The following is a 23695-nucleotide window of genomic DNA, read 5'->3' on the forward strand; positions in this document are numbered from 1 at the left end:
ACATCATAAAAAAAGCGACAAGGGCTAAAAGCCTTTGTCGCTTTTGTATACTTAGAAGTTAGTAATTAGGTTGCGGTTGTCCTTGTTGCGTACAGTTCCATTGATTCTGTCAATGGACTCTCTGTTTTTAAGGAAATCAATAACGCCATCTGTCAGGTTGCTTCTTTGCAAACTTGAGAGTTTATTCCAGTCATCCAAACCTACATAAACATCCACGTCAGCTGTACTACTGTCGCCTCTTACACTGAAATCAAAGCCGACTCCGGCGTAGTTGCTATATCTGTTGAACAAATCACGTTGGATCGTGTTTGCATCGAAGGATGAAGCTACATCCCTCAAAGAAACCTTGCCTCTGCTGTTGATTGTAAAGGTTGCCATTTTATCTCTATTACTAGAGTTTTTAACCGTACCCTCTATATCGGCATCTTTATACTCTTTCAAAATATCTTCACCGATGTCTTCAAGGAAGGTTTCCTTTCTGCTGCTGGTTAGGTCAGTCCATCTGGATTTCGTCATTTCGATGGTCACTGAAATATCCTTTTTGTTACCATCCAGCATGATATCCGAGTTGGTGTTGTAGTCATCCCGGTGATCATCATTCAGCTTACGTTGGAGATCTTTCAAAGAGTCTGAACTATTTTTGCTCGCTTCATCTTTCAGCGTCTGATTGTCTTTTTGCAATTGAGCAATGGTAGCATCTTTCGTAGTGTTCGCTGCTTTAGCTGTGTTCAGTTCTTGAGTCAGCGTTGTAATCTGATTGTTCAGTGCTGTAACTGTAGATTGATCAATAGGAACGCCGTTGTCAGCAATGACTACGCGTTTGTTTGTGCCATCCCATGTTACTTTTTTATCCAAAGCTGTACCTGCCAGCTTCAGCGGGATATACGTCACGCCATCCAGCAGAAATGGTTCTGTTTTAGCATCAGCAGGAACCTCGGTTCCGTTGTAGATAATTTTAATATTGTTATATACTGCTTGGATCGGCTTAGTTACTTGTGCAGCATATGTAGATTGGCTGAACAGAGCCCCGGAGATGGCCAAGGCCGACACGGCAGTGATGATGACTGGTTTCTTCATGGACTTCAATGATTTCATTCGTTGGTCTACCCCTTTATTTAAGAATTATAGCTTGATACATAGACTAGAGTAACATTAATACATACAAAATCCAACAGGTTGGAAGGGTTGTTATTGGTTGTGCTTATATTAGTTAGACGCAAAAGCGACTGTAAAAGTTGCCCTGTTTGCGTAAATATTTTTCCAAAAGTAACCGAACAAAATAAAACAGTCCGCTGTACAAGACAGCGGACTTGTTTGGAGTACAGTGCGTTAGGGTATCAAAAGTTGGATTATTTGTGGTCCTTCAGTTTGCCTGCTGTTTCCTGAAGATGGCCTTTGGCTTTATCCAATTTACCTTCGGCTTGAAGTGACTTATTATCTGTAGCGTTCCCGATTTGATCCTTGATTTCGCCTTTAGCTTTATTTACATTACCTTTGATTTTATCGCTAATTCCGTTATCCTTCATGGTATAGCCCTCCTCATATAATCAAACTTTCTTTCAGCATGCTGTAGTTACTCATTACCCGAGCGAGGGTAATACGAAACGTAAGGCTGTAGATCACAGTCAGGGGCATAATGTTAGATATGGGTTAACTAGATCGTGAAATAAGGAGTGAGCGTATGCTCAAAATTTTATTGTTTATTCTCGTTATTCAACTTATTTATGTATCGGCGTATACACTACGTATGATTTTGACGCTGAAAGGACAGAAGTACATTGCTGCACTCATTAGCACCGTGGAAGTTACGGTCTATGTGTTGGGCTTGAATGTCGTGCTTAGATATCTGGATCAAGTGGCAAGTCTTGCGGTATACGCCATCGGCTACGCAGTAGGTATTCTTATTGGAGCATGGATTGAGGAAAAGATAGCGCTCGGTTATGTCACTGTGAAGGTGATCAGTAATGAGATCAATGGAGGAATTGCCAATGCACTGCGAGACAAAGGCTACGGCGTTACAGCCTGGCTGGGCAGTGGACGTGATGGAGAACGTTTGGTGATGGAGATATTGGCCAAGCGAAAAAACCAGAATAAGTTGTATCAATCCATTCTGGAGCTGGACCCCAAGGCTTTTGTCATTACAGTGGAGCCAAAGCAATTTCACGGCGGTTTCTGGACCAAGGCTATCCGCAAATAAGGATTTTGGTAAAATACGCATATTTTCCGTAGGTTGGAGCATATTAATACCCGCACAGGAGGGAATTAACAGTATGCCGACAGGGGATGTTCCCCTATAACAACCAAGGGGGGATATAGATGTACAGACGCCAGGCCCCGGAAATCATTCCAGAGGAAAATACGGCTATTTGGTCGTGTACCAACGAGGGTTGCAACGGATGGATGAGAACGGATTTTACCTTTTTGAGCGAGCCAGCTTGTCCACTCTGCCAAGCCACGATGGGACAGGAAATGCGAATGCTGCCGATTCTCAATCGGACGGGCAATTCCTTTGTCGCCCAGCGTTCTTAATTGAAGGTAAGCCTATGGTTACGCTGCAAAGATTATAACGTCAAAAGCCGCTCCAGCGACATGCTGAGCGGCTTTTGGTTGTGGAATATTCACTGATCATGATCTCTCAAGGGGCTGCACGGAATCACGATATACAATATGACCCTGTACAAGGACTCGACCAAAACGACTGCCGGGATGGCTTATTTTTTTCATCATTGAATCTACCGCGGTACGTGCCATTTGCTCAATGTCTACTCCGACCGTGGTCAGTTGCGGAACAATAAGCGTGGCGTATACATCGTTATCAAAGCCGACTACAGAGCAATCCTCGGGTACGCGGTATCCCAGACCAATCAGCTGGTGCACCAGATTGTGAGCAACCTGATCGCAGTTGCATACAAAGGCGGTCGGTAGTGGCTGAGGTAGCTCCATTTCAACATAGGACCCTTCGTCGTCCCGGTCACTGAGTACCCACTCGTTACGGAGGGGCAACCTGTGCTCCAGCAAGGATTTATAGTAGCCGAGGAAACGATCCTGAATACTACTGGTGGAATAGATATTTCCCACATAAGCAATATCCCGATGCCCCTGGGCGATCAAGTAGTTGGTCAGCTCATAGGCTCCGTAAAAATTATCCGTCACCACAGAGTCGATATCGGCATGCTCATCATAAAAGTCGAGAAACATTTTAGGTTGGTCCATGGTTTGTACCAGCTCAATATATGGCTTGCTCACCTGGCCCAGAAGAATGAAGCCGTCCACCTTACGGTCGTAATAGATACGTGGCAGATTAAGCTGTTCTTCGTCCTCGCGATGGAGGATGTGAAGGATCCCGTAGTAGCCGTATGGCTCCAGTGCTCGTGAAATTTGCTGGTAAATATGCAGATAAAACGATTGGCCAGGACCGGTAAAACGTTCAGGGATGACAACACCAATGTTATAGGTGAGCCCTTCCTTCATGGACTTGGCAACGGTATTGAAACGATAACCCATTTCGCCCGCGAGCGTTTTAATACGTTCTTTTAGCTCTTCGCTAACCCCATCCTTGTCATTGAGCGCCTTCGACACGGTCACGCTGCTTATTCCCAGCTTATCTGCAATATCCCGCATCGTTACGTTGCTCTTCATTCCTGTTCCGCCTTCCAATTTTAAAAAGATAAGCATTTTGCCTACATCCAGATAAGAGTTGCAAAATGCTGGGGTGAATATGATAGCTTATCCGCTTGTAGAAATTCAATTAGCTTAGCGGTGCAGCTGCTCTGTAAAGATACAAGGACTGGCAGCCATAGCTGCCCATAGAACAACAATTAGCCTGCGGGTAACAGTTGTTCTATGGATAGTATACATGGTTCCGCAAGCAGGATAAAGCTTACGGCTTAGATCTGCTGGGAAGGACGGTTGCTTGCTTGCAATAGCGCTTCATTGCGATGGATCAGCTCACGGCGGATAGCGGCGCTGCCGAGAGAACGCAATGGGTCGGACGGTGTATTGAAGGTGTAGTCTTCTAGACGGGCAATGGTGGTCGTCGCTACGTGGATACGGGTATCACTGGACGCGTAGTATATGAAGACTTCATCTCGTTCATTAACGACTGCCCCATTGCAGAAAATAACATTCGAAACATCACCCACGCGTTCCTCATCATAAGGAGCCAGAAAATGCCCGCCAGGCTTGGCAATGACGCGCGTAGGGTCTTCCAGACTGGTGGCAAAGGTATACAGCACATATCGCAGCCCGGCGGCTGTATTGCGTACCCCGTGAGCGATATGAATCCAGCCACGACTCGTTTTGATCGGAGCAGGACCTTGCCCGTTCTTGACTTCGTATACCGTATGATAGTAGCGCTCGTCAATGACTGTCTCATGTTCAATCACGGGCTGCGTAATATCTTTGCAGAGACCGAACGCAATGCCTCCGCCTGAGCCGGTGGAAATAAACCCATCTTGGGGACGAGTATAGAAGGCATATTGACCGTCCACAAATTCGGGGTGCAGGACAACGTTACGTTGCTGCGGGGACTGGGTAGTGATGTTGGGAAGCCGGGTCCATGTGCGGAGATCACGAGTGCGGACCAGTCCAGCCTGAGCGACAGCGCTGGAGGTATCGTGGGCTGGCGCGTCAGGGTCCTTTTTCTCCGAGCAATAAATACCGTAAATCCAGCCGTCCTCATGCTTCACCAGCCGCATATCGTACATATTGGTTTCATCCGGGTCGATATCATTCCATACTAAGGGAGCATCAATGAACCGAAACTGATCAATACCGTTATCGCTCTCTGCCAAGGCAAAAAACGACTTTCGATCCAGTCCCTCGGTGCGTGAAACAAGGATGTATTTTCCTTCATGATAGATCGCTCCAGGATTCAATGCCGCATTCACGCCCAGTCGTTCCATGAAAAAGGGGTTGGTTTGTGCATCCAGGTCAAACCGCCAGTGAATGGGAACATGATGGCGTGTGAGCACCGGATAGAGGTAGCGTTCATAGATACCATTGTAAAAGGAGGTTTTAACCTCATTGGGGCGCGTAATCAGTTCTTCTTGCTGCAACAGCAGCTCATTGTATTTGCTATGAATCATTGTTTTTCCATCCTTTCCAGCATTTCAATGCAAAATCGGCTGTTATGATATGGGCACTTCCAAGGGCCTGCAATCTCTCTCGCATCAGGCCTACCGTCGGCTTGAACTGACCAGAACCATTCGCCTCCGGCGCGCGGATCGATGATATATTGCCGGGTATAGGTCCATAGATTTCGCACAATGTGCAAAAATCGTTCATCCTGTGTCCGCTGAAATGCGTTGTAAAAGCCAACCATTGCTTCGGCCTGTACCCACCAGATACGTGAAGTGTCTACCCGCTCTCCCTCACGCTCGTTGATGAGCGATCCGTCTGGTTGAATAGCCCGCTCAGCTACCGCACTGGCAATATCCACCACCATGTTCACATACTCGGATGGATGATAACCCAGTACATTCATTGCGTCCTCCATCAACCAGCTGGCTTCGATGTCGTGACCATATGAGGTCAGATCGAGCAGTGAACGCCATTCGCGGTCGAAGAAGACTCCCAAACGCCGGGCGGAAGCATCGTAAACACGGTGGTGTAAAATGTCCAGCACGTTCTTCAGTGCGTCCCGAACTTCTTCGTTTGGGTAGGCACGTAGCAATTGGGTATACGCTTCCAAAACATGAATATGCGTATTCATGGTAATATGCGCGGTAACTCCATTTTCGCTGAGTAGCTCATTAGGCTGCGCGTTCCACGAACGATCATATTGTTCACCGTATGCCTGTAGAGCAGGATCATATCCTTTTTGCTCCACAAGGTGAAACAGTTCCATTGCCAGTGGTAATGCATTCGGGTCATCCGTAGCTCGTGCATATTCTGCCAACGCATAGATGGCAAATGCCTGCGCATATACATGCTTGCACGTATCCACAGGCTGCCCGGTGTAGTTCACCATCCAGTACATTCCTCCATGTAACGGGTCAAGCAGGTGATCTTGCAGAAATGTAAAGGCATGTCGTGCCGCGTCTGCATAGGCGCGTTCCCCAGTTACACGGGCTGCTGCTGAGAAAGACCAAAGTAGTCGCGCAGTGGCGATGCCACCTTTGTCCGCTTGTTTATGGATGTGCAGATCCACGTCTACCTCTCCATAAAATCCGCCATGCGCTTCATCTTTCAAGCCTAACCAGAATGGGAGTATGTGTTCCTTCCATTCCTGTCTAATTTCGTGTACTAGTGTTTCCAAGAGACAAAGCCTCCTCCGGAAAATTATTTATTAGTTTATCGTTAACCTTACAGAAGTATCATATCTAGGTGTTTATAAACTGTCAACCATGCTAGATTCGTGTTTTTTACAAGAAGAGGACCACGATACTTTACAAAAAAATATTGTAATTGACACAGTAAGCGCTAACATAATAAAATGATTTTGTTAGTTTAACGATAACCTTATTAAAAACAACAGGAGGGGTCGTCTCATGAAGTTGTCCAAGGTTTTGATGTCATTACTATCCGTGCTTTTGATAGCGGGACTGTTTACTGGCTGTAGCTCAAAGAAGGATGCGCCAGCTGCCGGTTCTGATCCGAAGGGTCCGGAAGGGGAAATTACGGTGATCACACAGCGGACAGATATTGTGGATACCGTATTTCAGGATTACGCCAAGGAATTTAACAAACTTTATCCGAACGTGAAGGTCAATTTTCAGGCATTGGCCGATTATGATGGTCAAATTAAAATTCGGATGGGAACCCGGGATTACGGAGATGTGTTGCTGATTCCTGGCAGCATTCCGATTGAGGAGCTTCCTAATTTTTTTGAGCCACTAGGTACTTATGACGAGATGAAAAACAAGTATACCGGCATTGAAGAACGTACAGTGGATGGTAACAGCTACGGTATTCCGATTGCGATGGTTTACTCTGGCGTGATTTATAACAAAAAAGTGTTCAAGGAAGCAGGGATCACACAAATTCCTAAAACACCGGATCAATTCCTGAAAGCGTTACAGCAAATTAAGGACAAAACCAAGGCAGTGCCGCTGTTTACGAACTATGCCTCTGGTTGGGCACTGACCCAGTGGGAGTCTAGCCTGGCGACAGTAGCGGGTACGAAGGAATACGTGAATGTGACACAACCGAATTCGGATGATAATTTCACGAAGGGCCAGCCCCACTATGAGCTGTACAAGGTCCTGTACGATGCGGCTAAAAATGGTCTGATTGAAAAAGATCCAACGACTACGGATTGGGAGACCTCCAAGGCGGATCTTGCACAAGGCAAAATCGGTACGATGGTGCTTGGCTCTTGGGCGATTGATCAGATCAAAAGCGTAGCTTCTAACAAGGATGATATCGGTTTTATGCCTTTCCCGACGAATGCCTCCAAGGTACTTGTACCGCTGGCAGGTGACTTTAACCTCGCTATTAACGTAAACAGTGAAAATAAAGAGGCGGCCCGTGCCTGGGTGGATTGGTTTACCGAAAAGTCCAACTATGCCGTAGAGCAGGCAGGCAGCATTAGTCCGCTGAAGGGTGCCGCAATGCCTGCCATTTTGAAGCAGTACGAGAATGAGGGCGTTGCTTTTGAAGCGCTGACTCCGTCTCCGAAGGGGCAGGAAGGAATTGTCGATAAAATCGATAAAATGGGAGAAATCGGCTTGTGGCAGCCTGATTTCAAGAAACGCATTATTGAGGCAGCGGTGGGTAATCGCCCGGAATCGTACGACACCATTATGAAGGATCTCAACGATGCATGGGTGAAGGCGCGTGCTGAAGTGGCAGCCAAGGAAGCAAAATAGCCATCTGAACTGACCATAAGAAGAGATTGACGTGGCAGTTGATGGACGGATAGCCAGGAGGTGCAGCATGTTTAAATTTTCGAATCTCAGCTACTCCAAACAAAGATTAGCGATTATTGTTGCCTTTTCATTTATTCCGCTGGCGCTGCTGGTCACTTTTGCATACTTGCCGGTGATCAATATGTTTAAATACAGCTTTTCGGACTGGAACGGCTATAGTAAGCGTCTGGAATATGTGGGCTTTGAAAACTATATCAAAATCTTTACCGACCCCGAATATTTCTCGGTGTTTAAGGTCAGTCTGTATTACTTTGTAGCCACGTTTGTACAGATGGGTTTGGCCCTTTATTTTGCAACCATTCTCAGCTTTCAAACCTGGTTTAAAAATTTCTTTAAAGGCATTTTGTTCTTTCCTTCCCTGATGAACGGGGTGGCGATTGGTTTTATTTTTCTATTCTTTTTTAAACCGGATGGTACCCTCGATACTCTGCTTCAGGCAGTGGGGCTGGGTTCGTATGTCAAGCTGTGGCTGGGCAACCCGGAGATTATTAATATTTCGCTGGCTGGTACGTCGATCTGGAGATACATGGGCTTTAACTTTATTGTGTTTCTAGGTGCGATTTCTTCTATATCCAGTGATCTGTATGAAGCAGCCGATATCGACGGAGCCAACCGCTGGCATCAGTTCCGCTCTATAATTTTGCCGACTATCAAGCGAATTTTGCAGCTGAACCTGATCCTGGCAATTAGCGGTGCGATCAGTGCATTCGATATTCCTTACATTATGACCGGTGGCTCCAACGGTAGTAAAACGTTCGTCATTCAGACGATTGATGTGGCATTCAAATACAGCAAGGTTGGTTTGGCCTCGGCGATGGCGGTTGTTCTGCTGTTGATCGTAATTGCTGTTACGTTGCTTCAGCGGTTGCTGATTCGGGGGGAGGAGGACTAATCATGTATAAGCTAAAAAGATTGCTGGCAAACAGCATCAAGTATGCCGCGCTATTGCTAGGTGCGTTCATTGCTCTACTGCCGATTGTTGTGATTTTGTTTGCATCTTTGAAGACGAAGGCTGAATATGCGGCAAGCAGTCCTCTGACTCCCCCGGTGAACTGGCTGAACTGGGCGAACTACGCCAAAGCCTTTGTGGATGGAAATATGCTAACTGGATTTTTGAACACAGCCTTTATTTTGCTGATCTCCATCATCGGGGCTACGTTGACCGGTTCCATGATCGCGTATATTTTGAACCGTTTTAAATTTAAAGGTAAAAGTCTCATGCTGGGTGCGTTCTTGCTCGCCACGCTCATTCCGGGGGTGACGACACAGGTATCGACATTCCAGATCATTAACAAACTGGAACTGTTTAACACACCTTGGGCAGCTATTTTACTGTATTTGGGAACCGATATTATTGCGGTGTATATTTTCCTTCAGTTTCTGGATTCCATCGCAGTGGCGCTGGATGAGTCGGCCATGTTGGATGGGGCTTCCTATCTGACCATCTACTGGCGCATTATTTTGCCGCTGCTGAAGCCTGCCATTGTGACGGTAATCATCATCAAGGGGGTTAATATTTACAATGATTTTTACACCCCGTTCCTGTATATGCCCAAAACAAGTCTTCAGGTTATATCGACGGCACTGTTTAAGTTTAAAGGGCCATACGGATCGCAATGGGAGGTCATTAGTGCAGGCATCATCATTGCGATTATTCCGACGCTGGTTGCGTTTTTATCATTACAAAAGTATATCTATAACGGATTTGCACAGGGTTCAGTCAAATAGAAAGATCAAAAAAATAAAGTGTTTAGGTGAGAGGAGAGTCAAGTATGAGTAAATTGAATGTGGATTTGGATGTAGGTAACGTACGAATTGTAGGAGATAGCCTGTCGAAAATGCCGTGGCAGGATAAGCCCGTAGGTAGCGAGGCTCCGGTGTGGAGGCATACTGAAAACCCGGTCATTGGACGGAATCCGGTACCCGGCATTGCCCGTATTTTCAACAGTGCAGTAGCTCCGTATGAAGGACGGTTTGTAGGAATATTTCGTGCTGAAACGATTAATGGACGTCCGCATTTGCATCTCGGCTGGAGTGACGATGGGCTGGCTTGGGACATTGAGACAGAGCGTCTGCATTTAGTCGATGAGGAAGGGAATGAGTATCAGCCTAATTATGCTTACGATCCGCGTCTGGTTCGAGTGGAAGATACGTATTATATCATCTGGTGCACAGATTTTTATGGAGCAGCGCTGGGGATCGCACAAACGAAGGATTTCAAAAGCTTTGTGCGATTGGAAAATCCGTTCTTGCCGTTTAATCGCAACGGAGTGCTGTTACCTCGCAAGCTAAATGGAAACTTTATGTTGCTATCCCGTCCGAGCGACAGTGGTCATACGCCATTTGGGGATATTTTCCTTAGCGAAAGTCCTGACTTGGTCTATTGGGGCAAGCACCGTCATGTAATGAGCAAGGGCGGTCAGGGCTGGTGGCAATCGGTGAAGATTGGCGGCGGACCGGCACCGATTGAGACGACAGAGGGCTGGCTGATGTTCTACCACGGGGTGACAGGCACGTGCAATGGACTGGTATACAGCATGGGAGTAGCTGTTCTTGATCTGGATGATCCGTCCAAAGTTAAATATCGTTCCTCCAATTTCGTGTTGACCCCGGAGGAATGGTACGAAGAGCGTGGCTTTGTTCCGAATGTGGTGTTCCCGTGTGCTACACTGCATGATGCGGACACCGGAAGAATTGCAATTTATTATGGAGCCGCTGATACGTATGTAGGTATCGCATACACGACAGTATCTGACATTATGAAGTATGTCATCGCAACGGATGAAGTAGTCGCAGATGACCGTGAGTCCGGCCGGATGTAGGAGGAAATTTACATGCCGGAGGATATGTCTTTACAGCAGCTACATTCCTATAAGGGAAGTAATCCGAAGCCGCAGGATTTTGATAAGTATTGGGAACGGGCACTGCAAGAACTGGAACGACAGCCACTGGAATATACACTGGAGCCTGCTGACTTTGTCTCTCCGCTGGTGGAGTGTTACCATCTGTATTTTACTGGAGTGGGCGGGGCAAGGGTACATGGGAAGCTGGCTCGTCCCAAGCATCTTACGGAACAAGGTCCAGCCTTGGCGATGTTCCATGGGTATTCCTGCGATAGTGGCGACTGGTTCGACAAGGTGAGCTATGCGGCACACGGATTCACTGTGCTGGCTATGGATTGCCGAGGGCAAGGCGGACTGTCCGAGGACAATTTGCAGGTTCAGGGAACGACGGTTCGCGGCCATATTATCCGCGGGATTGACGACCCGGACCCGGATCGGTTGTATTACCGCAACGTATTTTTGGATACGGTACAGACGGTGCGCATTCTAATGTCTATGGAGCAGGTTGACCCTGAACGGATCGGTGCATTTGGCTGCTCCCAAGGCGGGGCACTAACGGTTGCCTGCGCTGCATTGGAGCCGCGTGTCCGTGTGGCGGTACCGGTATATCCGTTCCTGTCGGATTATAAAAGAGCTTGGGCGCTGGATGCAACGACATCGGCCTATGAGGAACTGGTTTATTATTTTCGCTGGTTTGATCCCAATCATGTACGTGAGAGCGAAGTGTTTCACCGCTTAGGCTACATCGACATTCAACATTTAGCAGACCGTATTCGAGGACGGGTGCTATTCGTGACAGGGCTATCTGATGTGATTTGCCCACCTTCCACACAGTTCGCAGTGTACAATAAAATCGTATCGGACAAGGAATTGCTTGTGTATCACGAATATGGTCATGAGTATTTACCCTATCTGTCGGATCGTGCCATGAGCGAATTTTTGCGGCTCTAGGGGTTGAACTTAGCTAAAGGCTCCTTTATAGTAATAGCTATAACCTTCGTGAAGCGTAATAAATGAATGCCCCATTTGTATAACCTCAATAATATGGTTTGAGGGTCTCTACCAGGAACCGATAAATCCTGATTACAAAAAGTGTACGTCTTGTACATTTCTTGTGGTCAGGATTTTTTTGCGTGTTACGAGGGATTTACATGAAAGCAAAGGAGCTAATGTAATGAACTTCAAAGTAGTTATTTTAACCATTGCGACCTTTACGGTAGGTCTGGTGGAGTTGATTATTGGTGGTGTGCTGCCCCAGATTGCACAGGATTTGAATGTCTCTGTGAGCACGGCAGGACAGCTTATCATGATCTATGCGCTTGTGTACGCTATTGCCGGGCCGACTTTGTTGGCGTTGACCGCCAAAATTGAACGAAAACGACTGTATTTGTGGTCGATGTTTATCTTTATCCTGGGAAGTCTGCTGGCTTTCTGGAGTCCGAACTATGCTGTGTTGTTTATATCTCGTATCGTTACTGCTGCAAGTGGGTCGTTGATCGTGACATTGTCACTAACCATTGCGGTTAAAGTGGTGTCCAAAGCTTATCAGGCCCGCGTTCTCGGTGTGATCTCCATGGGGGTCAGCTCCTCTATCGTGCTAGGCATCCCAGCCGGGGTGCTGATTGGAAATGCGTTTGGCTGGCGGGTGCTATTTCTGATTATTGCCTTGTTGACCGTAGTTTCTATGATCATTATGAACTTGTTTATGGAACGGATTCCGACAGAGCATGTTGTGCCTATGCGTGAGCAATTGAAGTCCTTGAAAAATGTTAAAGTGATCAGTGCCCATCTGGTCACTACGCTGACACTGGCGGGACACTACACGTTGTATGCGTATTTCACACCGTTTTTGGAAAACCTGATGGGTTTGAACGCCTCGTGGGTGAGTGTCGCCTATTTTGTCTTTGGATTGGCGGCAGTGAGCGGCGGCTTTATTGGCGGCTCTTTGGCCGACCGATTCGGTACAGCGAAAAGTATTCTCATTGTCGTAGGTGTGTTTATCGCTGTGATGTTCCTGCTGCCGTTCTCGATTCACTCGATGTATGTGTTTGTGCCGCTTCTGATCATCTGGGGAATCCTGAGCTGGGCCTTGTCGCCCCCAATGCAAAGTTATCTTATTGAAAATGCGCCCGAATCGGGTAGTATTCAGCAAAGTTTTAATTTCTCCGCACTCCAGGTCGGGATCGCTCTCGGTTCTGCCTTAGGTGGGGTAGTGATTGAGAATAGCGCTTCTGTTGCCACGAACGCTTGGGTGGGCGGGGCATTTGTGATTGTTGCTTTTGTCTGCGGCGTATTTTCGATTACCAGAGCCGGGACATCACAGGCTGTCAGAGGGCAACACTCCGTTTCATAGTGCGATAGGCCATTACCCCTCTTTTATAATACGAGAAAACATGCTATACTACACACAATTATGAAGAAGGAGGTGAGGTAGGTGAATCACGAGATGCTGAACAACCGTATTAGCCAGCTGCCGATTGCTATGGCTGGCATTGTTCATGCTTTTCCATACAACGGGAGAAGTCTGTCCAATTTTAATCATACGGTTGTAAACATCGCGAGAAGACGCCTACCTTAACTCGAACGGATTGTTACATCTTCCGAAGAGTCGCGGGGTTGCTCCTGCGGCTCTTTTTGTGTTACCTGGGTAAGGGTCTTCCTAAATAAAGGAGAGCCTGAACATGTACATTGTAAATGGTCAACAATTGAAAAAATACCACGCTGCCAATCTGGTTTTAGATGGAGCAACGTTTGATATCCATAAGGGAGAAAAGGTGGGGCTCATCGGCCGCAACGGAAGCGGTAAAACCACCCTTTTACGCCTGATTGCACACTTGTCCCGCCCGGATGAAGGGCAGCTTGTCATTGCCAAAGATACGAAAATCGGCTACTTGCCGCAAATCCCGGCGGAGTTTGAAAACTTCACCGTATACGAAACGCTGGCTTACGCCTATCGTGAGCTGAAGGATTGCCGTAATCAGATGAGCACGCTCGAACGGGAAATGTCAGATCCGATTGTGGCAGCGAACCCGGGGATGTTGGAAAAGCTACTGCAAATGTATGCTTCTCTCCAAGAGCGGTTTGAGCGTAACGGCGGCTATGAAATGGATGCCAATATAGATCAGGTAGCGGATGGGCTGCGTATTCCGAAAGCTATGTATACGCGCAACTTCGGTTCACTCTCGGGCGGAGAGAAAACCAAAATAGCGCTGGCATCACAGCTCATTGGACGGCCAGATTTGTTGCTGCTGGATGAGCCAACCAACCATCTGGATTTGAAAGGGCTGGAATGGCTAGAGCAATTTTTGCAGAGCTACACCGGGGCCTGTGTGGTTGTATCCCATGACCGCTATTTTCTGGATCGAGTTGCTGGCAAGATGATCGAACTGGAGGATGGCGAGGCCTTTACGTACTATACGAATTACAGCGGCTACGTTAAGGAAAAGGAAGAACGTTTGCTGCTGCAATTTGAGGATTATAAGGAACAGCAAAAGCGAATCAAAAAGATGAAGGAAGCCATTCGGCGTTTGGAAGAGTGGGGGCGCAATGGCGACAACGAAAAGTTCTTCAAAAAGGCAGCCTCAATCCGCAAGGCGCTGGAGCGCATGGAACTGGTGAAGCGGCCTGTACTGGACCCGCAGGGAGCAGAGTTTAACTTAAAACTGGAGGATCGTTCCGGTCGCCGGGTGCTTCAGTTTGAAGAAATCGCCAAAGCCTATGGAGAACGTCAGATCTTAAACGGGGCTACAGGGAGCCTAGAATTCGGTGAAAAGGTAGCTTTGTTAGGCGATAACGGCGCAGGTAAAACGACGCTGCTCAAGCTGTTGCTTGGTCAGGAAAGCGCAGATACAGGCACGGTCCAATGGGGCGCGCGCGTCGAGTACGGATATTTGGCGCAACAAGAGAGAGAACGGGATAGCCGGGCAACGGTGCTTGCTTATTTCAAGGAGGAAGCAGGACTGGAAGAAGGCGAGGCGCGCGGGCAGCTGGCGAAGTATTTATTTTACGGCGCCGATGTGTTTAAGCCTGTGAGCATGCTGTCCGGTGGAGAGTGGTCCCGCTTAAGGCTGGCGCTGCTGGTCATGAAAAAGCCGAATTTGCTGGTGCTGGATGAGCCGACGAACCATTTGGACATCGACTCTCGCGAGGCCTTGGAGGAAGCGCTGGACACCTACACGGGAACGGTGCTGGCAATTTCCCATGACCGCTACTTTGTGAACAAGCTGGCTGGGCGCGTGTGGGAGCTGGAGAACGGGAAGCTGTCCTTTTATCTGGGCGGCTTCGATGAATACCGCGCGAAGAAGCGGGAGCTGGAAAACGCTCGCTTGCAACGTGGGGCGGATGCAGGGGGACGATCGGCATCTGCAAGTAGAGCCGCATCTGGTGGCGGCTCAGGCTCGGGCCTGGCTACGCCTGCTGGCGCAGCAAGCAATGATGCGGGAACGGCTTCGCGGACAGGAGCGACCACCGGAGCCGATGCGAGCCGTGCTCGCTCCGGGTCGGCAGGTCGCTTGGGGGCGCCCGATGCCCGGGGTGGGGCACGCGGAGCGAAGGCAGCGAAGCCATCCCGCTCGCCCGCTGCGTCCCGCGAGCGCTTGGAGCGGGCGATTGCCGCCAAGGAAGCAGAATTGGCGGCGACAGATGCCGAGCTGGAGCTGCTCGGTACTGGTAGTGACACGGCACGCATGGCGGAGCTATGGAATGCCCGCGAGCAGCTGCAAGCGGAGCTGGACACGTTGCTCGGCGAGTGGATTGAACTAGAGTAAGTGATAGGCTGGTTGCTGAAGATAGGCAAACGTATATTTTATAAAGGATAGCCCTGAGGTAGTACGCCTACTGAGGGGCTATTTTTGTATGGTAAAGAGAATGAGAGATTGGAAAAAGAATAACCATATATTAAAATAAATTGGTATTAATGATTTTTTATATTTTTATTTTACATATAAAGTAATTCGTTTACATTTCGCAACATATGATACTTTCTAATTTGTGCACGCGATGTTAACCAATATTAAATGGGCTTATCCATATTAATATCATGCCTATCAATTATACGATGGAGGGAACGATATGTCGGACTTCTTGCTGGAGGTCAATCAGGTAACAAAAAAAATGGGGAAAAGAAATTTATTAAATAATATTTCATTCAAGCTTCAGAAAGGGAAGATTTATGGATTCATCGGACCCAATGGAGCGGGCAAAACAACAATGATGCGTATTATGACTGGATTAATGAAGCCAACCAGCGGCTCTGTACAGATAGCTTCATATAATGTACATACGGACCGGGAAAAAGCGCTGTCCAAGGTGGGGGCCATTATTGAATCTCCAGTCTTTTTTGATTATATGACAGGCAGGCAGGTTTTACGTAATTTATCACGGCTGCACTCTGAAATTGCATCCTCAGATCGGGAGGCACATATCGAAGAGTTGCTTACAAAGGTGAGATTAGAAACGCGGGGCGACGACAAGGTAAAAACCTATTCGCTTGGAATGAAGCAAAGACTAGGTATTGCACAGTCCATGCTGGGTACTCCGGAGCTTTTGTTGTTGGATGAACCGTCTAATGGTCTTGATCCCATGGGGATGAGAGAACTGCGTGATATTGTGCTTGGTTTGCGTAACTCGGCCAATTATGCCTTTTTTATCTCCAGTCATCTGCTGGACGAATTGCAACAGATGTGCGATGAACTTATCGTAATTAAAGAGGGCAGGCTAGTTTGGCAGGGGCCTACTGATCAGCTGATAAAGGAAGGCCAACGTCTGGAGGATGCCTTTATGGGGTTAATGGGATTATGAAGCGATTGATACACAGTGAATTCGAACGATTGTGGAAGCGAAAGTGGTTCTGGCTTATGGTTTTATGCACACCTGTGCTAGCCTATTCGACAGGATTATACTATTTGCGTACTCGGAATGTTCCAATAGAGGTGCTACACCAGAATTTTATCGTCACCAGTCTGCAGGAGAATTTATATTTATTTTGCAACAGTGCTGTGGCTGCTTTAGCTGCTGCTGTGTTTACTGAGGAATTTCAAAGTGGACGGCTGCGGCTATTATTCATGCGTCGATTTACCCGTGGTCAGATTTTTTGGAGCAAGCTGCTGGTTTTGAATGTTTCTATCTTACTTCTTCTCATTATATATGCCTTATCCTCACAGGTGATCGCTGAAGTATGGAAATTTTCATATGATTTAAGTGATATAGGTCTGTCTGGAGTTCGATTGCTGCGCATCCTTGAATACTATGGCTGGGCATTTGCTTCTCTATTAGCTATAAGTTCCTTGTATTGCTTTTTTGCTATGTATAGCAAGAGTGTTACATATGCTATTGGTATTTGCATGGTATACAATTTGGCTTCTCTGTTATTTGATCCGCTGTATCTAAAATTGGCATCCTTTGTTTCTCATGTTCCATACCTATATGATGTGGTCACATTTATGATTATTCCATATCTGCAGCATACGGGATTGAATAATTCTTTAATCGGAAGTTTATCTGTGAACGGGGCCATCATTACCGTTGTAAGTGTATATCTTGTCTTGTTTACATGGGGGGCATATCGCCGCTTTGTAGCCGATGATTATTTGTGTTAGGGGGATTGCTTGATGCTGGGAATTTGGCACAGTGAAATGGAACGAATTTGGAAGCGGAAGTCCACTTATTCGTTGTACGTAGCCTATATATTAATAATTGTAGCGATTATATGGAGTTATAAAATGACGGGAACAAAGATCTTCCGTTTTGGTGAAGGAACCATGCTCGTCAACAATTTAAACCTGCCATGGCTGATGATGAGTGAGGTTGCTTTATTTCTAACTCTGGCGATGTTGCCTATCCTGTATGTGGATCAGTTGAGTGGTGATCTTTATTCAGGGGCGTATAGGCTCTACATGTTGCGCCCGTACCGTCGTTTGCAGTTTTGGCTTGCCAAGATGCTCGCACTATCGGTCACGACGGTCATTTTCGTTGGGACAGGTTTGTTTATAAGCGTGATTGCAGGATGGTTTCTTTTCCCGCATAGCTCTACTTTCTTAAAATATGGTGCATCAACACCTTCTACCTCATCTGATGCCATAACCTACATACTTGCATTTTATCTCATACTGTTTATCGTTTGTTTGGTGAAGCTCATGTTGAGCAGTGCCGTATGCTTATTTATATCTCGACCCCTGTTTGCTTATTTATCAATTCTGGTTTTATCTGCATTTCTCTTTAAATTGTCTAGACCGCTCATTATGTTAATGGACCCGTTTCGGGAAATATTACTTGCTCTAAGGGTCCAAAATTCATTTGAATTTTGGGTGTGTACAGGGGGAATGTCGGTGGTGTGCATTATTATTAGTTGTGTACGGTGGCAAAAACGAATTTTTTAACATAGATTTTGCAGTTGACACTATACAATTAGAAAAGATCCAAGCGACCGTTTGAAGGTTAGCTGGATCTTTTTTTATACGAGCGGTGTTGGACTTCGTGGCGGTAATTGCTTCCACTATATCGTTTCTTTTCTGCAAGGGACGGGTATTAATTGTCTAGTCCCGCATAGATTGACATAGGGGAAAAGGAGGTATGAGCATGTGGAATGGGGTCAAAAGACTGTCTACACTAGCGGCGATCCTGCTGCTAGCGATCATTGTAAGCGCATGCAATAGGAGTGACAATTCAGGCAAGGTGCAAATTGAGTTTTTCCAAAACAAGCCGGAGGCCAAGGGTTCGTTTGATAAGCTGATCGCTCAATTCAATCAGGAACATCCCGGTATTGAAGTGACACAGGTCAATCCGCCAGAGGCAGAAACGGTGCTATTGACCCGGGTTGTCAAAAACGATGTACCTGACATTGTGGGTCTTGGCGCCACAGATACCTACTCCATTTTGGCGCAGAGCGGTATTTTTACGGACCTGGCAAATTCAGAATTGCCACGTACGGTGGACCCGATTTACCTCAAAATGCTTAAGGATGTGACCGGGGTCGATCCCGTGTATGGAATTCCTTATGCTGCGAATGCGAATGGTGTGATGTATAACAAGACACTTTTTAAGGAAATGGGATTACAGGTGCCCAAAACGTGGGATGAACTGATTGCAACGGCGCAAAAAATCAAGGCTGCTGGTAAAATCCCATTTTATTTTACATATAAAGATGATTGGCAAACGAACCTTCCTTTTAATGCACTGGGTCCGAATTTGGTGGGCATTGATTTTTTCCTGCAACGGCGTGAGAATCAGGTCACCTTTCAGGACAAGTACCGCGAGGTTGCGGAAAAGCAGCTGGAGCTACTGAAATACGGACATAGTGATAATTTTGGCAAAAACTATGCTGACGGTAATCGTGCTTTCGCTAACGGGCAGGGACTGATGTACATTCAGGGCTCGTGGGCTATATCTGAAATTCGCAAAGCTAACCCGAAAGTGGAACTCGGATTTTTCCCGTTACCCTCAGGGAATGACGCAAAGGCGGTCAAGCTGGTGTCTGGTATAGATACGCTTTTAGCTGTTTCGGAAAGCACGCCGCATAAAAAGGAGGCGGAGGAGTTCATTGCCTTCTTATTAAAACCGGAGAACAGCAAGCAATACATTACGGAACAAACGTTGTTTTCAGCGGTGAAGGGAGTCACGCAGGATGACCCGAGTGTGGCAGAGCTGCTGCCGTATTTTAAATCAGGCCGTGTCATTGATTTTGCCGATCATTATATTCCCAAAGCGGTCCAATTGAATTCAATTGTACAGGCGTTCCTGCAAAACGGAGACATCGATGCCTATCTAGCCAAGCTCGACCGGGAGTGGAATAAGGTAGCTAACCGCCGATAGGGGAGGAGGACGAGACATGAATAAGCGACTAACGACTTTTTACTGGATGACGGTGCCGGCGGTGCTATTGTTTTTTATATTTTTGACCTTACCTGCCTTGCAGGGATTTTATTACTCGCTTACCAATTGGAATGGATTTGGCCATCAGTATCACTTTGTCGGGTTTAAGAACTATATTAATTTGTTTCAGGACGACAATGTGGGCAATGCTTACTGGTTTACTTTCAAATTTGCGATTGTGGTTACCATTGCGATTAATATTCTCAGCTTGCTGATTGCCATGGGGCTGAACGCTAAAATACGTTTCCGTAATTTCTTTCGCGGGATTTATTTCTTACCTAATATTTTAAGCGTGTTGATCGTAGGTTACATATTCAATTACCTGTTCTCGAACGTGTTTACGATCTGGGGACAGAACTTAGGCATCAGTTCATTATCGACAAACATCTTAGGCAGTGAGCAGTTGGCTTGGGTAGGAGTGGTCATCGTAGCCGTATGGCAGGGCATTGCCTTTAATACGATTCTCTATCTGGCAGGGCTACAAACGATTCCGACCAGTCTGTATGAGGCATCCAATCTGGACGGTGCAGGTAAATGGCGTGAATTCTGGAGCATTACCTTTCCGTTGATTGCTCCGTTTTTTACGATCAATATGGTATTGGCGATGAAAAATTCCCTGATGGTATTTGATCAGATCGTGGCCTTGACGAACGGAGGACCGGGACGGGCCACGCAGTCGATTTCCCATCTGATATACACCGGGGGCTTTAGAGGTGGGGAATTTGCATATCAGTCGGCTAACTCTGTGATTTACTTTATTGTGATCGCGATCATTTCCATCTTACAGCTGCGATTCCTCCAGAGAAGGGAGATGGACAACTGATGAAAACAAGCAGACGTACCAACTGGCCTGTGCTGATTCTGGTAGCGTTGGGGACAATATTTATCCTGTTTCCCCTCTATATGACGGTGACGATTGCACTTAAAAATCCCGAGCAGATGGCGCATTCCGCCTTTGCCTTTCCGACGGAGCTGCATTGGGAAAATTTTAGTCGTGCAGTGGAAATGACCAACTTTTTCAGTGCTTTTCAGAATAGTGTGATGGTGACAACATCGACAGTCATCCTCACTTTGCTAACCAATTCCATGGTTGCTTATGCCATTGCTCGTAATATGCAGCGGCGTTTCTTCAAGGGGTTATATTTTTACTTTGTGAGCGCCATGTTTATTCCGTTCCCGATCATCATGCTGCCGATTGTGAAGCTGGCCTCGGGCCTCCATATGACCAATCTGTTGGGTCTTATCGTGCTGCATACGGTATATGGCTTGGCGTTTAATGTCTTCGTGTATGTTGGTTATATTCGCTCGATTCCAGTGGCATTGGAAGAGGCAGCTACGGTAGATGGCGCGACGACATGGGGGACATTTTGGCGCATTATATTTCCGCTGATGGCGCCGATTAGTGCTACGGTGGGGATCCTCACTTGTCTGTCCACATATAATGACTTTTTACTGCCGCTCATTATTATCAGCGATGCGGAGCAATATACACTGCCGCTCGTTCAGTATGTATTTCAGGGACAGTTCAATACGGATTTTAATCTGGCCTTTGCCTCGTACCTGATGGCCTTGCTGCCGATGATTATTGTCTACCTGATTGCACAAAAATGGATTATCAATGGTGTTACGCAAGGTTCTGTGAAGTAAAGCGGAGTTACAACAGCTTCACGCAGACTGTGCCTTGTTAGACAAATAAAAAAGGGGGTTCCTATACTGTGAATCACACAGGTATAGAGAACCCTCTTTTTATAGCATTGTTATTTAGATACTTTGCTGTTGCTTGTCAGTGGCTGCAAGGGTACGGTCGTCTCTGCTTCCGGGTCGTCTGTTGTATAGTAGAACATATAAATAGAAGCTTCCTTTCCCTTGAAGTTCTTGTAGACATCCACTGCCTTATTATTGCCATCTCCGGCGAAGTTGGCCGTGATCGGCTTGCCAATAATCCTTTCTTTCCCCAGGCCAATATGCGTCTGGTTAATCCCCCCAAAGTGAGTATCCTCACTTTCGGTTTCTACGAACAAGTCCGAGCCTTGCTTGTAGTAGGTCCACTTCACAGGATAGCCACCGATTTGCGTCGTTAGCGTCTGTTTTTGCTCAGAAATATCAGCTAAACGCTGTGGCGTTTTGTCATCCGAATGGGTCGTAACCTTGTATTTGCCTGTAAAAGTAATGGGAGTATCCCGGGTAATCACAAGATTGGCTGGTCGTTCAAAACGGATCGTGTTCAGATCGTGTTCCTGATCAGGTGAAGACCAACGGCTACCCTCTAACGTTGTACCGTTCACAGAAAGAAAATATTTTTGATAAGGTAACATGGCGAATTTCTCCTTGCTTCTGATCGTGACACGGATTTGTGTCGGTGTGACAATCATTTGTTCCAGCATAAAATTCGGATTGCCGTTCTCTAATGGGGTATTCAGCACGCTTTTTATTGTACCGCTCTCCATTTTCTTCTTGCTTAACTGCAGGTCAAAATTTAGGGGCTCATGTATACTTTTCTCGGTTTGTGTATATTGCAGTTTAAAAGTAGTTTGCCCTTCTGGTATATCCTCTTTAGTAAAATACTGCTGGGCTGTGTATTCTCCGTTCTCACCGGGTGTACCAAATGTCCCTCCAGATTGAGGATTCACAGGCTTCCCATCTTTATAGGCAATAATTTGTGGATTGTCCCATTCCTTTGGTATGGACGAATCGAAGGTAATTGCTGAGGACAGCATCAGCTTGTCCTTACCTTGTTCAAATACTTGTACCTTCATATTTTGTAAGCCGTTACGATCCAGTTTGAAAGTCTGCGTCTGAGGTGATTTGATATCGAGCGGCAAATCCAGTTCCTGAACGCTGGTGAGCTCTATATGATCTACGGCCAGCCGCGCGTTCTCTGTTTCTTGCTGCGGTGTCCAATCACTTTCAAAGTAACCGTTATAGCGTTGATTTTTCTCGTCCCATTGCTGAAAGCTATACTCCCCTTCGCTGCTTTTCCCCGCAGCATTTTTAAGTGATACGCCTTTGACATTCCAAAACTCGTTGTCTGCCCGTTTTCCGACCTCCAAGCTGTACAGAATCACGGTCCGGTTCTCATCGACAATAGCGGTATGCAACGTCAGCTTTATCCCGTCTCTGGTGACAGACTGTTCTAAAGGCTGTCCAAGGTTTTGAGCTAAAGCCGTCTCAATTCCACTTCTTCCGTGCAGCAGATTGTCCCAGTTATAATGGATGGCGGCATAGACGGGAACGGCAACGAGAAGTGCGCTCAGGGAAGCAGCGATAGCTATTTTGCGCCAATTTCTATGTCGGTGCGGAGTGAATGAATCGAAAGTGTCGGTTAGCGTAGGGGCAGTATGCCCTGTCTGTTCCATCCGGTTCCACATCTCATCGAAGTCAGGATAGGCCATTTTCGAATCATCATTTAACTTGTGCTTCAATGCCTTTTCTACGTTGTTCATAGTTCTCTCCTTCCAGCTCGGGAATCTGTGCGCCAGCCTCCCGCAGTATTTGTTCCATTAACTTTAGCCCTTTGTGTGTCCTGGATTTGACGGTTCCCAGCGGAATTTCCAGCAGTTTGGATATTTCTGCCAGCGTGAAATCATGCATATAGCGAAGTGTCAGCACAGCGCGGATTTTGGCCGGTAGGCGATTCATATAAACAGCCCATTCCTCAGCCGACTCGCGTTCCTCCACCTGCCTGTCCACAGGCTTGTTTTCTGTTCCAGTAAAAAGATGGGGATTGGCCGATACTTTCAGATGCAGGCTTTTTCGGCGTTTAAGATGGTTCAGACAATGATTGACCGTAACTTTCATAATCCAGGCTTTTAGTTGCTCGATGTGCTCACGATTGCTGCGAAACAAGGTTATAAACACTTCCTGTGTTAAATCCTCTGCATCCGAGGCGTTATGGACCATGTAGTAGCAGGTTCGGTACACATCCCGTTGATACAGATCAAACAACTCTCGATTACTTTGCAATGATGGCTCTCCTTTCTCGTGCAGTTTATCTATACAACAATTGGAGTTCACAAAAGGTTCATTTGGTTATGAAAATAAATCGTCCGCTTCGAATGTGTCCACTTTTTCTCCAATGTACCACACAAAAAAAGAAGCCTGTAAATCTCAAAA

General features: G+C 46.7%; 23 protein-coding genes and 1 riboswitch. Of the genes, 16 read left to right on the forward strand and 7 right to left on the reverse strand.

What is annotated here, in order from left to right:
• Positions 1-51: 51 nt before the first annotated feature.
• Entirely contained in the window at positions 52-1095 is a 1044-nt protein-coding gene (locus tag KSP24_RS04600; protein WP_216974580.1) for a stalk domain-containing protein, read from the reverse strand.
• A gap of 254 nt (positions 1096-1349) precedes the next feature.
• On the reverse strand, positions 1350-1526 hold the full coding sequence (locus KSP24_RS04605) for a CsbD family protein (protein ID WP_013373642.1): 177 nt from the start codon (positions 1524-1526) through the stop codon (positions 1350-1352).
• A gap of 155 nt (positions 1527-1681) precedes the next feature.
• On the opposite strand from KSP24_RS04605, the gene KSP24_RS04610 reads away from it, so the two are divergent.
• Both KSP24_RS04610 and KSP24_RS04615 read left to right on the forward strand, forming a co-directional pair.
• A complete protein-coding gene (locus KSP24_RS04610; RefSeq protein WP_025676707.1) occupies positions 1682-2197 on the forward strand; it encodes a DUF2179 domain-containing protein in 516 nt (171 codons plus the stop codon).
• Between the two features lie 119 nt (positions 2198-2316).
• Entirely contained in the window at positions 2317-2529 is a 213-nt protein-coding gene (locus KSP24_RS04615) for a cold-shock protein (protein WP_016822696.1), read from the forward strand.
• A gap of 96 nt (positions 2530-2625) precedes the next feature.
• Here KSP24_RS04615 and KSP24_RS04620 read toward each other — a convergent pair whose 3' ends face one another.
• The 3 genes from KSP24_RS04620 to KSP24_RS04630 all read right to left on the reverse strand — a co-directional run bounded on the left by KSP24_RS04620 (position 2626) and on the right by KSP24_RS04630 (position 6259).
• Entirely contained in the window at positions 2626-3639 is a 1014-nt protein-coding gene (locus KSP24_RS04620; protein ID WP_025676710.1) for a substrate-binding domain-containing protein, read from the reverse strand.
• A 248-nt stretch (positions 3640-3887) separates the two neighbouring features.
• Complete coding sequence (locus tag KSP24_RS04625) at positions 3888-5087, reverse strand: glycoside hydrolase family 130 protein (protein WP_216974581.1); 1200 nt, start codon at positions 5085-5087, stop codon at positions 3888-3890.
• Positions 5084-6259, reverse strand: coding sequence for an AGE family epimerase/isomerase (locus tag KSP24_RS04630; RefSeq protein ID WP_013373637.1), 1176 nt, complete (start codon positions 6257-6259; stop codon positions 5084-5086). Before KSP24_RS04630 ends, KSP24_RS04625 begins: the two co-directional genes overlap by 4 nt.
• A 232-nt stretch (positions 6260-6491) precedes the next feature.
• On the opposite strand from KSP24_RS04630, the gene KSP24_RS04635 reads away from it, so the two are divergent.
• The 14 genes from KSP24_RS04635 (at position 6492) to KSP24_RS04700 (ending at position 21229) form a co-directional block, all read left to right on the forward strand.
• A complete protein-coding gene (locus KSP24_RS04635; RefSeq protein WP_058830316.1) occupies positions 6492-7811 on the forward strand; it encodes an ABC transporter substrate-binding protein in 1320 nt (439 codons plus the stop codon).
• Between the two features lie 67 nt (positions 7812-7878).
• Complete coding sequence (locus tag KSP24_RS04640) at positions 7879-8763, forward strand: carbohydrate ABC transporter permease (protein ID WP_013373635.1); 885 nt, start codon at positions 7879-7881, stop codon at positions 8761-8763.
• 2 nt (positions 8764-8765) lie between these two features.
• On the forward strand, positions 8766-9599 hold the full coding sequence (locus KSP24_RS04645) for a carbohydrate ABC transporter permease (RefSeq protein ID WP_025676717.1): 834 nt from the start codon (positions 8766-8768) through the stop codon (positions 9597-9599).
• Between the two features lie 44 nt (positions 9600-9643).
• Positions 9644-10693, forward strand: a complete 1050-nt coding sequence (locus KSP24_RS04650; RefSeq protein WP_216974582.1) for a glycoside hydrolase family 130 protein — start codon at positions 9644-9646, stop codon at positions 10691-10693.
• 12 nt (positions 10694-10705) lie between these two features.
• Positions 10706-11665, forward strand: coding sequence for an acetylxylan esterase (locus KSP24_RS04655; RefSeq protein ID WP_216974583.1), 960 nt, complete (start codon positions 10706-10708; stop codon positions 11663-11665).
• Positions 11666-11720: 55 nt separating this feature from the next.
• Positions 11721-11820, forward strand: a riboswitch (purine riboswitch).
• Between the two features lie 68 nt (positions 11821-11888).
• Positions 11889-13067, forward strand: coding sequence for an MFS transporter (locus tag KSP24_RS04660; RefSeq protein ID WP_064961573.1), 1179 nt, complete (start codon positions 11889-11891; stop codon positions 13065-13067).
• Positions 13068-13148: 81 nt separating this feature from the next.
• Positions 13149-13292 (forward strand): RAxF-45 family protein, encoded by a 144-nt coding sequence (locus KSP24_RS04665; protein WP_016822706.1) that lies wholly within the window; start codon positions 13149-13151, stop codon positions 13290-13292.
• A 103-nt stretch (positions 13293-13395) separates the two neighbouring features.
• Positions 13396-15480: a ribosomal protection-like ABC-F family protein gene (gene abc-f / locus KSP24_RS04670; protein WP_216974584.1), complete on the forward strand. Its 2085-nt coding sequence runs from the start codon at positions 13396-13398 to the stop codon at positions 15478-15480.
• Positions 15481-15784: 304 nt separating this feature from the next.
• Entirely contained in the window at positions 15785-16513 is a 729-nt protein-coding gene (locus tag KSP24_RS04675; RefSeq protein ID WP_013373628.1) for an ABC transporter ATP-binding protein, read from the forward strand.
• Positions 16510-17310: an ABC transporter permease gene (locus tag KSP24_RS04680; RefSeq protein WP_016822708.1), complete on the forward strand. Its 801-nt coding sequence runs from the start codon at positions 16510-16512 to the stop codon at positions 17308-17310. Before KSP24_RS04675 ends, KSP24_RS04680 begins: the two co-directional genes overlap by 4 nt.
• Positions 17311-17322: 12 nt before the next feature.
• Positions 17323-18090, forward strand: coding sequence for a hypothetical protein (locus KSP24_RS04685; protein ID WP_064961576.1), 768 nt, complete (start codon positions 17323-17325; stop codon positions 18088-18090).
• Positions 18091-18289: 199 nt separating this feature from the next.
• Positions 18290-19522: an ABC transporter substrate-binding protein gene (locus tag KSP24_RS04690; protein WP_216974726.1), complete on the forward strand. Its 1233-nt coding sequence runs from the start codon at positions 18290-18292 to the stop codon at positions 19520-19522.
• Positions 19523-19538: 16 nt separating this feature from the next.
• Positions 19539-20405 (forward strand): carbohydrate ABC transporter permease, encoded by an 867-nt coding sequence (locus KSP24_RS04695; protein WP_102997464.1) that lies wholly within the window; start codon positions 19539-19541, stop codon positions 20403-20405.
• Positions 20405-21229 (forward strand): carbohydrate ABC transporter permease, encoded by an 825-nt coding sequence (locus KSP24_RS04700; protein WP_058711061.1) that lies wholly within the window; start codon positions 20405-20407, stop codon positions 21227-21229. The genes KSP24_RS04695 and KSP24_RS04700 overlap by 1 nt, the downstream gene beginning before the upstream one ends.
• 110 nt (positions 21230-21339) lie before the next feature.
• On the opposite strand, the gene KSP24_RS04705 is transcribed toward KSP24_RS04700, so the two are convergent.
• The gene (locus KSP24_RS04705) at positions 21340-23025 is read right to left on the reverse strand and encodes a DUF4179 domain-containing protein (protein WP_216974585.1); all 1686 of its coding nucleotides are present in this window, start codon (positions 23023-23025) and stop codon (positions 21340-21342) included.
• Positions 22985-23545, reverse strand: coding sequence for an RNA polymerase sigma factor (locus KSP24_RS04710; protein ID WP_064961580.1), 561 nt, complete (start codon positions 23543-23545; stop codon positions 22985-22987). The genes KSP24_RS04705 and KSP24_RS04710 overlap by 41 nt, the downstream gene beginning before the upstream one ends.
• Positions 23546-23695: the final 150 nt, after the last annotated feature.

The sequence above is a fragment of the Paenibacillus sp. AK121 genome (genome assembly GCF_019042715.1).
Taxonomy (GTDB): Bacteria; Bacillota; Bacilli; order Paenibacillales; family Paenibacillaceae; genus Paenibacillus; species Paenibacillus polymyxa_C.